Below are 12,592 nucleotides of genomic sequence, written 5' to 3' on the forward strand. Positions count from 1 at the left end.
CCACAGGGATCGTTGGTGTACTCAGGATCTGAGCATGGCGCTGATCAACTGTGGGAGCGAGCTTGCTCGCGATGCGCGAAGCGCGGCTTTATTTCTTCAGGTCTTCGGCACCCTGCAACGGTTCATCACCGAGCAGCAGATCCTTGTCATGGCTGACCAGTTCTTCTTCGAACATGCGCCAGATGTGCTCGTCCTGAGTGCCAAGCAACTCGACAAAACGCCGGCCTTCGATCTTGTCGCTCAACTGGCCGATGTAGCGGCCCTGTTCGGTTTCGCTGCGGCTCAGGGTGATCTTGCGGTCCTTCTCCGGCTGGGTCGGCGAGATCAGGTTCAGCTCCAGGGTCTTGGGCTGGCTCTCGCCGCTCAGGCGCAGGTCAACCTCGCCGGTCACGCCATCGAGATGAACGCTGGCGCGCATTTTCAGGTTCTGGGCCAGCAGCTCACGGTCAAGGGAGCGGTTGATGCCTTTGCCGGCCTCGTAGTAGTTGTCGTTGACCAGGTTGTCCGGGTTCTTCACCGCGATGGTCACCATGGACAAGGTCAGGGTCACCGAGCAGGCCAGGATCCCGATGATGATCCACGGCCAGAGGTGCTTGTACCAGGGACTTGCGGCAGTTGCTGCGGGCATGTTTTCAGTTCTCTCAACGATTTTGTGGGCCGATGAATCGGCTCTTGGCTTCAATGTGGACGCTGTCGTCATCGGCATCCTTGAGAGTGAATTTCACCTCGTTGGTGCTCGATGGCAGTTTTTCCGGCGCGACGGACAGTTCGGCCGGCTGGCTGACGATCTCGCCGGCGGCGACCCTGATCTCGCGCCGGCCCTGCAATTTGAGATCCGGCAGGCCAGAGGCTTCGAGCAGGTAGGTATGGTCGCGCTGGTCCTTGTTCATGATTTTCAGGCTGTAGACGTTTTCGATCCGGCCTTCGGCGTTCTCGCGGTACAGCACGCGGTCCTTGCTGACATCGAAACCTACCAGCGCACGCATGAAGAATGCGGTCACCAGCAAGCTGATCATCGCCAGCAGCACAATGGCATAGCCAATCAGGCGCGGACGCAGTTTATGGGTTTTCTGCCCGGACAAGTTGTGCTCGGTGGTGTAGCTGATCAGCCCGCGCGGGTATTCCATCTTGTCCATGATGGTATCGCAGGCATCGATGCAGGCGGCGCAACCGATGCATTCGATTTGCAGGCCGTCGCGGATGTCGATACCGGTCGGGCAGACCTGGACGCACATGGTGCAGTCGATGCAGTCACCCAGGCCCTGGGCCTTGTAGTCGATGCCTTTTTTACGCGGGCCACGGCCTTCGCCACGGCGCGGGTCGTAGGAAACGATCAGGGTGTCCTTGTCGAACATCACGCTCTGGAAGCGTGCGTACGGGCACATGTAGATGCACACCTGTTCGCGCAACCAGCCGGCGTTGCCGTAAGTGGCGAGGGTGAAGAAACCGACCCAGAAGTACGACCAGCCATCCGCCTGGCCGGTGAAGAAGTCGAACACCAGTTCGCGGATCGGCGAGAAGTAGCCGACGAAGGTCATGCCGGTGACGAAACCGATCAACAGCCACATGGCGTGCTTGCTGAGTTTGCGCAGGAACTTGTTGGCGCTCATCGGCGCCTTGTCGAGCTTGATGCGTTGGTTGCGGTCACCTTCGGTGACTTTTTCGCACCACATGAAGATCCAGGTCCAGACGCTTTGCGGGCAGGTATAGCCGCACCAGACCCGTCCGGCGTACACGGTGATGAAGAACAGGCCGAATGCGGCGATGATCAACATGCCGGACAGCAGAATGAAATCCTGAGGCCAGAAGGTAGCGCCGAAAATGAAGAACTTGCGCTCCGGCAGGTTCCACCAGACGGCCTGATGACCGCCCCAGCTCAGCCACACCGTGCCGAAATACAGCAGGAACAACAGGGCACCACCGGTCATCCGCAGGTTGCGAAACACGCCGGTGAAGGCGCGGGTGTAGATTTTTTCTCTGGAGGCGTAGAGGTCGACGCTGTTGTTCGCGTTCCTGGCGGGTGGAGTGACGTCGTGTACCGGAATCTGGTTGCTCATCATTGCATCCCACGGCAGTGGAAAAGTGCCTCGGTCAGTACGTGCCGACCGCGGTCAAAAAGGGGTGTTGCAGTGGCGCAATGATACGCCTGTCGCTCTAGCCTGCGGGTGCGACCTTTGGTCGCGTTGGGAGAAAGCCGCGGATGGTGTAGCGAATGTAACAAAACATGATGCAGGTCAATTGACATCCGCAGTATAGCTGCCCGGTTGTCGGGCATCGACGCCATCAGGTCCTCCGATGGCGTCGCGGCGGTTTTATTTAACCGGGACGGTATGGCTGGCAACCGGATTGCGCCAGTCATTGCCGGCGATGACGTTGACGGTGAGGTGCTTTCTGTCGGGGGAAAAACTGGCCGACAACCAGCTTTGCCTGGTCGCCGAGCCACTCATGAAGAGTGGCGTATCACCATAGATGTAGTTGCTGGCCGGGTACCTTCCGTTCTGCCTGTTTGCATCGGCGGAAAACACGGCGGTCACGCGATAGTCCTCGAGCATCCGGGAAAACCTCATGATTTCGCGCTCCTGGACCGGCCAGTTAAACGGCTGGTGCAAGTTCAGCAGAATGATTTTGCCCTGGGCACGAGCACGTTGCAGGTCGCGCTCCAGCCAGTCCAGTGAGGCGCTGATCTCGTAGGCGGTCGTATTGAAAAGCGACTGAGTGGAAAAGTTGACGGAGTAGGTGGGCTCGTTGTGCAGTTGGACCAGGTGAACGTCGCCGTAGTCCCTGGAATACGCCAGGCTGCCGTACCAGGTCTTCGTGAAAACAGATGCCCTGGCGGAAAGGTCCATGGTGGCGACTTTGCCCCAGTAGCGATTCTTCAGGTCTTCGACGCTCCCGGCGGCGCAATCGGGGCAAGCTGCGACATTGAAGTCATAGTCGTGATTGCCCAGACCATAGTCGTAAAGGTTTTTGAGTTTGTCTTGCAGTACTGAATGGATGTAGGCGCGTTCTCCGGGATGCCCGGAAGCGGTCAGGTTGCCGTTGATCATCACCGGGACGGTGGCAGCTCCTCCAAGTTGGTTCCTGAAGTCGGCGATGCTGCTGTACTGGGCGTTGATCAGCCATTTTGACCGCGCTTCCTTGTCGGCCGCGGATTCGGTTTCTTTGTTATCGGATTTTTCACTGGAGGGATACTTCGGTTCCGAAGCAAATACCAGGTGTTGTGGCTGGGATTGGCTGGCCATCGAGAACATGACGGGAACACCGGTCAATACCAGTAAGGAAAGTAGTTTGCAGCTATTTGAAATACTCATGGAAGTCCATTTCCGTTTTGTTGAAGTTGGTTGTCTTGCAGTTCGGGGGGGGCGAAACATATGAATGTATGTGACGGTTTTTGCCGAAGCAATCTGGCGTTGATGTTTTGTTGATAAGACATGTTTCCGCGATTGACTGGAAATTTGCTCTATTGGTTTTGTTGTTTGGTTTGTTTGTGTGGTTGATTAGTGTCTGGCGGGACGCCGCTACTGCGGGGTAACTATTAATTATTGATGAAATGGATTTTTATGAACTTACATGGAAAATATGGTCTGCTGGTGGCGACTGCATTCTCGTTGCTATGTCCCCTGCTCCTTGCCGTTGCAGCAACCGAAACACCGAAGCATCTGGTTCTGGTCTCGGATCCGCAGTACCCTTGGACCGATCTCACCGATGAAGGACTTCCAAGCAACGATGCGCGGGCGAAGGAGTTGGTAGAGTTGCAATATTCCGACATTGCAGATTTCAGGAGGCACAATGGCGGTGCATCCCGTATACCCGTGATGATCAATGGCGATATCACTGCGTTCGGTCATGGTGGTGAACGCTCGTACATGAAAGCGGTATTCGAGAGGAAACTTGAAGGTATTTATGATTATGGGCTGGGTAATCATGATTACGCGAATAACGTTGACGACTGTTTTCTGAATAATTGCGCCGCGGGCAGTATCGTCGAACTCAAGGAGCGTTATTGGGGGAAGGCCGATTCAATGGATCTTGGAATTAGAAGCTCGGGTCTGGGAAAGATTTATTATGGCAGTCTTGCCTATTCGAAGAACTTCGGTGATGTGCATATGGTGCAGTTGCATAACGAACCGACCTACGCTGTGGAGTTTTCGTCCGGAAATCCACTGGGACCGACCGCTTTTGAGATCACGCCTGCACTCGATTGGCTTGAGCGGGATTTAAGAAGTGCCCGCCAGCAGGGCAAGATCATTATTCTTAATATGCACAAGGTGTATGACTGGAACGGAACGAGCGAGCAGATCGCCAGGTTTCAGCAGATGATCGAAACGTACCGGGTGACGGCGATTTTTGGTGGACACGATCACTGGGGTGCCGGCAGCTGGTTCGATTGGGGAAAATCTGAGCGTTTTGGTGATGTGCCCGTATTTCTTAGCGGTTCGGCTTCTCAGCAAACGTATCTTATTGCCAGTTTTTCCGATGATAAGCAGTCGCTCGCCATTAGCGTTGTTAGAGGCAACAACTGGCCAAGTCGCAAGGTCGTCCAGACGATACCGGTCATGAAATAGGCATCAAGAACAAAACGGCCCCGCCAATTCACATTGGCGGGGCCGTTTTTTGTTGCTTCAAGCGTTTGCCTTACTCGGCGTCCGCTGCCTTCTCGCCGTGAGAAAGGCTGTAGACGTAAGCGGCCAGCAGGTGAACCTTGTCGTTGCCTTGCAGTTGCTCTTGCGCAGGCATCTGGCCCTGACGGCCGTAACGGATGGTCTGTTGCAGTTGAGCGAAGCTCGAACCGTAGATGAACGCTGCAGGGTGAGTCAGGTTGGGTGCGCCCATCGCTGGCGTGCCCTTGCCTTCAGGACCGTGGCACGCCACGCAGTTGGTGGCGAACAGTTTCTGCCCGGCAACCGGGTCGGCCTTGGTGCCTTCCGGCAGCTTGCGGCCATCGAGGTTGGTCAGGACAAACGCGGCCACATCGGCCACGCCTTGCTCGCCGATCACTTCAGCCCAGGCAGGCATCACTGCGTGACGGCCGCCCATGATGGTGGTCTTGATGGTTTGCGGTTCGCCACCCCAGCGCCAGTCGGCATCGGTCAGGTTAGGGAAACCATAGGCGCCCTTGGCGTCGGAACCGTGGCAAACCGAGCAGTTGGAGGCGAACAGACGGCCACCCATCTTCAGCGCTTGCGGGTCCTTGGCCACTTCTTCGATTGGCATGGCAGCGAACTTGGCGAAGATCGGACCGAACTTGGCGTCCGACTTGGCCATTTCCTTTTCCCACTCGTGAACGCCGGTCCAGCCGCTCTGGCCGTTGGCGAACGGGGTCTGCTTCTCGTTGTCGAGGTAGCCGTAACCCGGCAGCAGGCCTTTCCAGTTACCCAGGCCCGGATACAGCGCCAGGTAGCCCAGTGCGAAGATGATGGTGCCCACGAACAGCATGAACCACCATTTCGGCAGCGGGTTGTCGTACTCCTCGATCCCGTCGAAGGAGTGCCCGACTGTCTCGTCCGTTTGCTCTGCGCGCTGGCCCTTGCGGGTCGACAGCAGCAGCCAGGTCAGGGAAAAGATCGTACCGAGACTGAGGACTGTGACGTACAGACTCCAGAATGTAGTCATTCTTTGTTACTCCTAGAAGCTTGCTCGACGTGCTTGATGGCTTCGGGATCATCCGCGAAAGGCAGCAGGGTCGCGTCTTCAAACTCCGACTTGCGCTTGGGACTGAACACCCACAGTGCCAGTCCGATGAAGGCCACCATCACGACAACGGTGCCCAGGCCACGAATCATCCCGATATCCATCCAGATCACCGTTTGCTTTTGATGATGGTGCCCAGGCCTTGCAGATAGGCCACCAGCGCGTCCATTTCGGTTTTGCCCTTCACAGCATCCTTGGCGCCGGCGATGTCTTCGTCGGTGTAAGGGACGCCGAGCGTGCGCAAGACTTCCATTTTCCTGGCGGTGTCTTTGCCGTCGAGCTTGTTTTCCACGAGGAACGGGTAGGCCGGCATTTTCGACTCAGGCACGACGTTGCGCGGGTTGTACAAATGCGCACGCTGCCAGTCATCTGAGTAACGGCCGCCGACACGGGCCAGGTCCGGACCGGTACGCTTGGAACCCCACAGGAACGGGTGGTCCCAGACGCTTTCACCGGCGACCGAATAGTGGCCGTAGCGTTCGGTTTCAGCACGGAACGGACGGATCATCTGCGAGTGGCAGCCGACACAACCGTTGGCGATATAAATGTCCCGGCCTTCCAGTTCAAGGGCGGTGCGGGGCTTCATGCCCTCGACCGGCTTGTTGGTGACATCCTGGAAAAACAGCGGAACGATCTGGGTCAGGCCGCCGACGCTGACGGCGATGACCATGAAGAAGGCCAGCAGGCCAATATTCTTCTCGACTGCTTCATGCTTCATCAGTGAGCTCCAACTACGGCAATCTGTTCGGCGGCTTTGGCTTCAGCCGGGTTCGAGGCGCGTACGGTACGGAATACGTTGTAGGCCATGAACAGCATGCCGGTGGCGAAGAATGCACCGCCCAGGGCGCGGACGATGAAACCCGGGTGGCTGGCTTGCAGCGCTTCGACGAACGAGTAGGTGAGGGTGCCGTCATCGTTGATCGCACGCCACATCAGGCCCTGGGTAATGCCGTTGACCCACATCGAGGCGATGTAGAGCACGGTACCGATGGTCGCGAGCCAGAAGTGGGTGTTGATCAGGCCGGTGCTGTGCATCTGCGCACGACCGAACAGTTTCGGGATCATGTGGTAGATGGCGCCGATCGAGATCATCGCAACCCAGCCCAAGGCGCCAGCGTGTACGTGGCCGATGGTCCAGTCGGTGTAGTGCGACAGCGAGTTGACGGTCTTGATCGCCATCATCGGGCCTTCGAAGGTCGACATGCCGTAGAACGCCAGGGAGACGACCAGGAAGCGCAGGATCGGGTCGGTGCGCAGCTTATGCCAGGCGCCCGACAGCGTCATCATGCCGTTGATCATGCCGCCCCAGCTCGGAGCCAGCAGGATGATCGACATCGCCATGCCCAGGGACTGTGCCCAGTCCGGCAACGCGGTGTAGTGCAGGTGGTGCGGACCGGCCCAGATGTACAGGGTGATCAGTGCCCAGAAGTGCACGATCGACAGGCGATAGGAGTAGATCGGACGTTCGGCCTGCTTCGGCACGAAGTAGTACATCATCCCCAGGAAGCCGGTGGTCAGGAAGAAACCCACGGCGTTGTGGCCGTACCACCACTGGATCATCGCGTCCGTCGCACCCGAGTAGGCCGAGTAGGACTTGAACAGGCTGACCGGCAGCGACATGTGGTTGACGATGTGCAGCATCGCGGTCACGACGATGAACGCGCCGTAGAACCAGTTACCCACATAGATGTGCTTGGTCTTGCGCTTGACGATGGTGCCGAAGAACACCAGACCGTAGGTGACCCAGACAATGGCCAGCAGAATAGCCAGGGGCCATTCCAGTTCCGCGTATTCCTTGGTGGTGGTGAAACCCATCGGCAAGGTAATGATCGCGCCGACGATCACCGCTTGCCATCCCCAGAAGGTGAAGGCGGCGAGGCTGTCGGAAATCAGTCGCGTTTGGCAGGTTCGCTGCACGACGTAATAAGAAGTGGCAAACAGTGCACATCCACCGAAGGCGAAAATCACCAGGTTGGTGTGCAACGGGCGCAGGCGTCCAAAGCTCGTCCATGGCAGACCGAAGTTCAACTCCGGCCAGACCAGTTGTGAGGCAATGAAGACACCGAGCCCCATGCCAAGGATCCCCCAGACCACCGTCATGATGGCGAACTGGCGGACTACCTTATAGTTATAAGCAGTCGGACTGATTGCTGTGCTCATTCTAAGGTTCCACGGTTTGGGTGTTTTATTAGGATTAAAAATCGGCCGCAAGTATGGAGAAAGCAAGGGGTCATTGCAACGCGCCATGACCTGGGTCAATGCTTTCAAAAGCTGATTCTGCGGCCTTTCCATGCGCCGCGTAGGGACAAATTTGCCCGCGGGCAAAACATCCCGGCGGACTGATCAGGCGAGGGGGTCAGGTCGGATGTAACGGGGTGTGTTCAAACGCAACGTTTGGCTGACCGAAGGCAATTGGCGCGACAGCCGGTATCTACCAGCCTTTGCGGCCTGTCATCGGGCAGATTCGTCGAACACATCGTTCAGGGTCGACCTGGAACCGGCACCGGCCAGTCCGCATCGGGGGAAGCTTAGACCCGAATCCTGGGATCCGAAAGAAAGAGTCACAGAGGGTGCGACAATGCGTCGCAAAGGGGCAGGGAACTGCCGCATCCGCGAGAATGCGGCAGCAGAGCGGTCGGGATTTATTCGCGGTTGTCTTCAGCCTGTAAGCGCTCGGTATTCAAGCCGTGGGACAGGCTGTACACATACGCGGCCAGCAATTGCACCTTATCGTTGCCGAGCAGTTCGTTTTGCGCCGGCATATGGCCCTGGCGGCCATGCCGAATCGTCTGTTCAAGCTGCGTCAGGCTCGTCCCGTAAATGAAGCCGGCAGGGTGCGTCAGGTTCGGCGCGCCCATGGCTTCAGTGCCCTGGCCGTTTGCCCCATGACAGGCCACGCAAGTGGTGCTGAACGCTTGTTGTCCGGCCTGCAGGTCGGCTTTGCTGTCGGCAGGCAATGGCAGCTTGGCCAGGCCATGGCGCACATACGCGGCGACGTTCTTCACACCGGCTTCGCCGAGGACTTCGCCCCAGGCCGGCATCATCGCCATCCGGCCACCCATGATGGTGGTCTTGATGGTTTCTGCGTTGCCGCCCCAGCGCCAGTCGCTGTCGGTCAGGTTGGGGAAGCCGAATGCACCCTTGGCATCCGAGCCGTGGCACACCGAGCAGTTGGAGGCAAACAGGCGGCCGCCCATTTTCAGTGCCTGCGGGTCCTTGGCCACTTCTTCCACGGGCATCGCCGCGAACCTGGCGAAGATCGGCGCGAACTTCGCGTCAGCCTTGGCCATCTCCTTTTCCCATTCGTGCACGCCGGTCCAGCCGTTTTCATAGCCGGGGAGAACGCCTTTCCAGTTGCCCAGGCCCGGATAAAGGATCAGGTAGCCGACGGCGAATACCAGCGTGCCGGCGAACAGCATGAACCACCATTGCGGCAACGGATTGTCGTACTCCTCGATGCCGTCGAAGCTGTGGCCCATGGTCTGGTCGACGCTGCCCTTGGTTTCACCCTTGCGGGTGCCGATCAGCAGCCAGGTCAGGCCGATCAGGCTGCCGATGGTCAGTACGCAGATCCACGTACTCCAGAAGGTGGTCATGGCCGGGTACTCCTTGTTGCTGATTCTTCAGTGATGTCGGGTTGTGGCTCGTCGGCGAACGGCAGCAGGCGCGCTTCGGCGAATTCCGGGCTGCGCTTGCCGTTGAACACCCACAGGGTCAGACCGACGAAGGCCACGAACACCACGACCGTGCCCAGACCACGGATCATTCCAGTACTCAGTTCAAAGTCCATAGCTCACCTCTTGCTCTTGATCGCAGTGCCGAGCACTTGCAGGTAGGCGACCAGTGCATCCATTTCGCTCTTGCCCTTGAGCGAAGCGACGGCGCCGGTGATGTCTTCGTCGGTGTACGGCACGCCCAGGGTGCGCATGGCCTTGATCTTGGTTTCGGTATGACTGCTGTCGAGCTGGTTGGCCACCAGCCACGGGTAGGCGGGCATCTTCGACTCCGGCACGACGTTGCGCGGGTTGTACAAGTGCGCGCGGTGCCAGTCATCCGAGTAACGCGCACCAACTCGCGCCAGGTCCGGTCCGGTACGTTTCGAGCCCCACAGGAACGGGTGATCCCAAACGCTTTCACCGGCCACCGAGTAGTGCCCGTAGCGCTCGGTCTCGGCGCGAAACGGACGGATCATCTGCGAGTGACAGCCGACGCAACCTTCGCGGATGTAGATGTCGCGACCTTCCAGTTGCAGCGCGGTGTAGGGCTTCATGCCTTCCACCGGTTTGTTGGTCACGTCCTGGAAGAACAGCGGGACGATCTGGGTCAGGCCGCCGATGCTCACGGCCAGGATCATCAGCAGCAGCAACAGGCCGACGTTTTTCTCGATAGTTTCGTGTTTCATGGCGGACTCCTCAGGCCATCTGCGCGGCAGCGGCGACGTCGGCAGGCTGCGAGGCCCGCACGGTGCGCCAGGTGTTGTAGGCCATCAGGAACATGCCGCTGAGGAAGATCGCGCCGCCCACCAGCCGCACGACGAAGCCAGGGTGGCTGGCCACCAGGGTCTCGACGAAGGAGTAGGTCAGCGTGCCGTCCTCGTTCACCGCACGCCACATCAGGCCCTGGGCGATGCCGTTGACCCACATCGAGGCGATGTACAGAACAGTGCCGATGGTGGCGAGCCAGAAGTGCGCGTTGATCAGGCCGATGCTGTGCATCTGCTCGCGTCCGAAGACTTTCGGGATCATGTGGTACAGCGCGCCGATGGAAATCATCGCCACCCAACCGAGCGCGCCGGCGTGTACGTGGCCGATGGTCCAGTCGGTGTAGTGGGAGAGGGCGTTGACCGTCTTGATCGCCATCATCGGCCCTTCGAAGGTCGACATGCCGTAGAACGCCAGCGACACCACGAGGAAGCGCAGGATCGGGTCGCTGCGCAACTTATGCCAGGCGCCCGAGAGGGTCATCATGCCGTTGATCATCCCGCCCCAGCTCGGCGCCAGCAGGATCAGCGACATCACCATGCCCAGCGATTGCGCCCAGTCCGGCAGCGCGGTGTAGTGCAAGTGGTGCGGACCGGCCCAGATGTACAGGGTGATCAGCGCCCAGAAGTGCACGATCGACAGGCGATAGGAGTAAACCGGACGCTCGGCCTGTTTCGGCACGAAGTAGTACATCATCCCGAGGAAACCGGCGGTGAGGAAAAAGCCCACGGCGTTGTGCCCGTACCACCATTGCACCATCGCGTCGGTGGCACCGGAGTACAGCGAGTAGGACTTGGTGAAGCTGACCGGCAATTCCATGTTGTTGACGATGTGCAGGATCGCCACGGTGATGATGAACGCACCGAAGAACCAGTTACCGACATAAATGTGTTTGGTCTTGCGCTGCATGATCGTGCCGAAGAACACGATGGCGTAGGCGACCCAGACGATGGTGATCAGGATGTCGATCGGCCATTCCAGCTCGGCGTATTCCTTGGAACTGGTGTAGCCCAGCGGCAGGCTGATGGCCGCCAGCAGAATCACCAGCTGCCAGCCCCAGAAGCAGAACGCGGCGATTTTCGGCGCAAACAATTGGGTCTGGCAGGTGCGTTGCACCGAATAGAGCGAACTGGCGAACAGCGCGCAGCCGCCGAAGGCGAAGATCACCGCGTTGGTGTGTAGCGGGCGCAAGCGGCCGAAGCTGGTCCACGGCAAATTGAAGTTGAGTTCGGGCCAGACCAATTGGGCCGCGAGAAAAACCCCGAGCCCCATGCCGACGATGCCCCACACCACCGTCATAATGGCGAATTGGCGGACCACCTTGTAGTTGTAGGCGGTACTGATAGAAGTGTTCATGGTTCCCCATCCACGGTTCAGCCGAAGTGAGCGCACTCGCGCAAGGCAGCGCACCCTTCGGCCGGAGTTATAGGCAGACTAAAAGCGAGGCAAGCATGGACAAAGGGCACAAGGCCGGTATTGACGGGGATCAATGGGCGCAGTGCGTGCGGGATCATGGATGGTTGTGGAATGCCGCGGCTGGCAAGGCTGCGGCGACGCTGATCCTCGCCCACGGCGCCGGCGCGCCAATGGACAGCGACTGGATGAGCGACATGGCTGCACGCCTCGCGGCACAAGGCGTCAACGTGTTGCGCTTCGAGTTTCTCTACATGGCGCAGCGGCGCATCGATGGCGGCAAACGCCCGCCGAACCCGGCGCCGAAACTGCTGGAATGCTGGCGCGAGGTGTACGCCCAAGTGCGACGCCATGTCGCTGGGCCGCTGGCCATCGGCGGCAAGTCCATGGGCGGGCGCATGGCCAGTCTGCTGGCCGATGAGTTGGGTGCGGATGCGCTGGTGTGCCTGGGCTATCCGTTCTATGCGGTGGGTAAACCGGAGAAACCACGGGTCGAACATTTGGCCGGGCTGAAGACCCGGACCTTGATCGTGCAGGGCGAGCGCGATGCGCTGGGCAATCGCGAGGCGGTCGAGGGGTATGCGCTATCGCCGGGTATCGAGGTGTTCTGGCTGGTGGCGGGGGATCATGACTTGAAGCCGTTGAAGGCTTCGGGGTTTAGTCATGAGCAGCATTTGGCGGCTGCGGCGCAGAAGGTGGCTTCATTCCTTCAGTGAGGTTTTGTGCAGGCTGTGATGGCCCCATCGCGAGCAAGCTCGCTCCCACAGTGATTTGAGGTGTGACTTGATTTTGTGGTCAATGCAAAAAACCTGTGGGAGCAAGCTTCCCACAGTGATTTGTGGTGTGACTTGATTTTGTGGTCAATGCAAAAAACCTGTGGGAGCAAGCTTCCCACMGTGATTTGTGGTGTGACTTGATTTTGTGGTCAATGCAAAAAAACCTGTGGGAGCAAGCTTCCCACCGTGATTTGTGGTGTGACTTGATTTTGTGGTCAATGCAAAAAACCT

The 12,592-nt window shown here is 58.6% G+C and carries 13 protein-coding genes; 2 read left to right on the top strand and 11 right to left on the bottom strand.

All coding sequences use genetic code 11. From position 1 onward, the window contains the following. Positions 1-88 precede the first annotated feature (88 nt). From AC1D1M_RS04705 to AC1D1M_RS04715, 3 genes are all read right to left on the bottom strand, one after another. Positions 89-628 carry a FixH family protein gene (locus AC1D1M_RS04705; RefSeq protein ID WP_154910011.1) on the bottom strand — a complete coding sequence of 180 codons (540 nt, stop codon included), beginning with the start codon at positions 626-628 and terminating at the stop codon, positions 89-91. A gap of 13 nt (positions 629-641) precedes the next feature. Then, the gene (gene ccoG / locus AC1D1M_RS04710) at positions 642-2,057 is read right to left on the bottom strand and encodes a cytochrome c oxidase accessory protein CcoG (RefSeq protein WP_477774744.1); all 1,416 of its coding nucleotides are present in this window, start codon (positions 2,055-2,057) and stop codon (positions 642-644) included. A gap of 255 nt (positions 2,058-2,312) precedes the next feature. Then, positions 2,313-3,311, bottom strand: coding sequence for a metallophosphoesterase family protein (locus tag AC1D1M_RS04715; RefSeq protein ID WP_154910013.1), 999 nt, complete (start codon positions 3,309-3,311; stop codon positions 2,313-2,315). A gap of 249 nt (positions 3,312-3,560) precedes the next feature. Between AC1D1M_RS04715 and AC1D1M_RS04720 the strand changes: the two genes are divergently transcribed. After that, on the top strand, positions 3,561-4,565 hold the full coding sequence (locus tag AC1D1M_RS04720; protein ID WP_154910014.1) for a metallophosphoesterase family protein: 1,005 nt from the start codon (positions 3,561-3,563) through the stop codon (positions 4,563-4,565). Between the two features lie 70 nt (positions 4,566-4,635). On the opposite strand, the gene ccoP (AC1D1M_RS04725) is transcribed toward AC1D1M_RS04720, so the two are convergent. The 8 genes from ccoP (AC1D1M_RS04725) to ccoN (AC1D1M_RS04760) form a co-directional block, all read right to left on the bottom strand. Continuing rightward, positions 4,636-5,613, bottom strand: coding sequence for a cytochrome-c oxidase, cbb3-type subunit III (gene ccoP, locus AC1D1M_RS04725; RefSeq protein WP_154910015.1), 978 nt, complete (start codon positions 5,611-5,613; stop codon positions 4,636-4,638). Next, positions 5,610-5,795 (bottom strand): CcoQ/FixQ family Cbb3-type cytochrome c oxidase assembly chaperone, encoded by a 186-nt coding sequence (locus AC1D1M_RS04730; RefSeq protein ID WP_003175465.1) that lies wholly within the window; start codon positions 5,793-5,795, stop codon positions 5,610-5,612. The genes ccoP (AC1D1M_RS04725) and AC1D1M_RS04730 overlap by 4 nt, the downstream gene beginning before the upstream one ends. Positions 5,796-5,800: 5 nt before the next feature. Beyond that, a complete protein-coding gene (gene ccoO / locus AC1D1M_RS04735) occupies positions 5,801-6,409 on the bottom strand; it encodes a cytochrome-c oxidase, cbb3-type subunit II (RefSeq protein ID WP_154910016.1) in 609 nt (202 codons plus the stop codon). Next, positions 6,409-7,851 carry a cytochrome-c oxidase, cbb3-type subunit I gene (gene ccoN / locus AC1D1M_RS04740; RefSeq protein WP_046041350.1) on the bottom strand — a complete coding sequence of 481 codons (1,443 nt, stop codon included), beginning with the start codon at positions 7,849-7,851 and terminating at the stop codon, positions 6,409-6,411. Before ccoN (AC1D1M_RS04740) ends, ccoO (AC1D1M_RS04735) begins: the two co-directional genes overlap by 1 nt. 482 nt (positions 7,852-8,333) lie before the next feature. Then, positions 8,334-9,287: a cytochrome-c oxidase, cbb3-type subunit III gene (ccoP, locus tag AC1D1M_RS04745; RefSeq protein ID WP_477774745.1), complete on the bottom strand. Its 954-nt coding sequence runs from the start codon at positions 9,285-9,287 to the stop codon at positions 8,334-8,336. Then, positions 9,284-9,481 (bottom strand): cbb3-type cytochrome oxidase subunit 3, encoded by a 198-nt coding sequence (locus AC1D1M_RS04750; protein WP_154910018.1) that lies wholly within the window; start codon positions 9,479-9,481, stop codon positions 9,284-9,286. The genes ccoP (AC1D1M_RS04745) and AC1D1M_RS04750 overlap by 4 nt, the downstream gene beginning before the upstream one ends. A 3-nt stretch (positions 9,482-9,484) precedes the next feature. Then, positions 9,485-10,093 carry a cytochrome-c oxidase, cbb3-type subunit II gene (ccoO, locus tag AC1D1M_RS04755; RefSeq protein WP_008020035.1) on the bottom strand — a complete coding sequence of 203 codons (609 nt, stop codon included), beginning with the start codon at positions 10,091-10,093 and terminating at the stop codon, positions 9,485-9,487. 10 nt (positions 10,094-10,103) lie between these two features. Next, on the bottom strand, positions 10,104-11,528 hold the full coding sequence (gene ccoN, locus AC1D1M_RS04760; RefSeq protein ID WP_103394981.1) for a cytochrome-c oxidase, cbb3-type subunit I: 1,425 nt from the start codon (positions 11,526-11,528) through the stop codon (positions 10,104-10,106). A gap of 95 nt (positions 11,529-11,623) precedes the next feature. Here ccoN (AC1D1M_RS04760) and AC1D1M_RS04765 point away from each other — a divergent pair, with 95 nt between their 5' ends. Beyond that, positions 11,624-12,301, top strand: a complete 678-nt coding sequence (locus AC1D1M_RS04765; RefSeq protein ID WP_477774746.1) for an alpha/beta family hydrolase — start codon at positions 11,624-11,626, stop codon at positions 12,299-12,301. The last annotated feature ends 291 nt before the right edge of the window (positions 12,302-12,592 follow it).

The organism is Pseudomonas sp. P1_F7 (assembly GCF_056405655.1).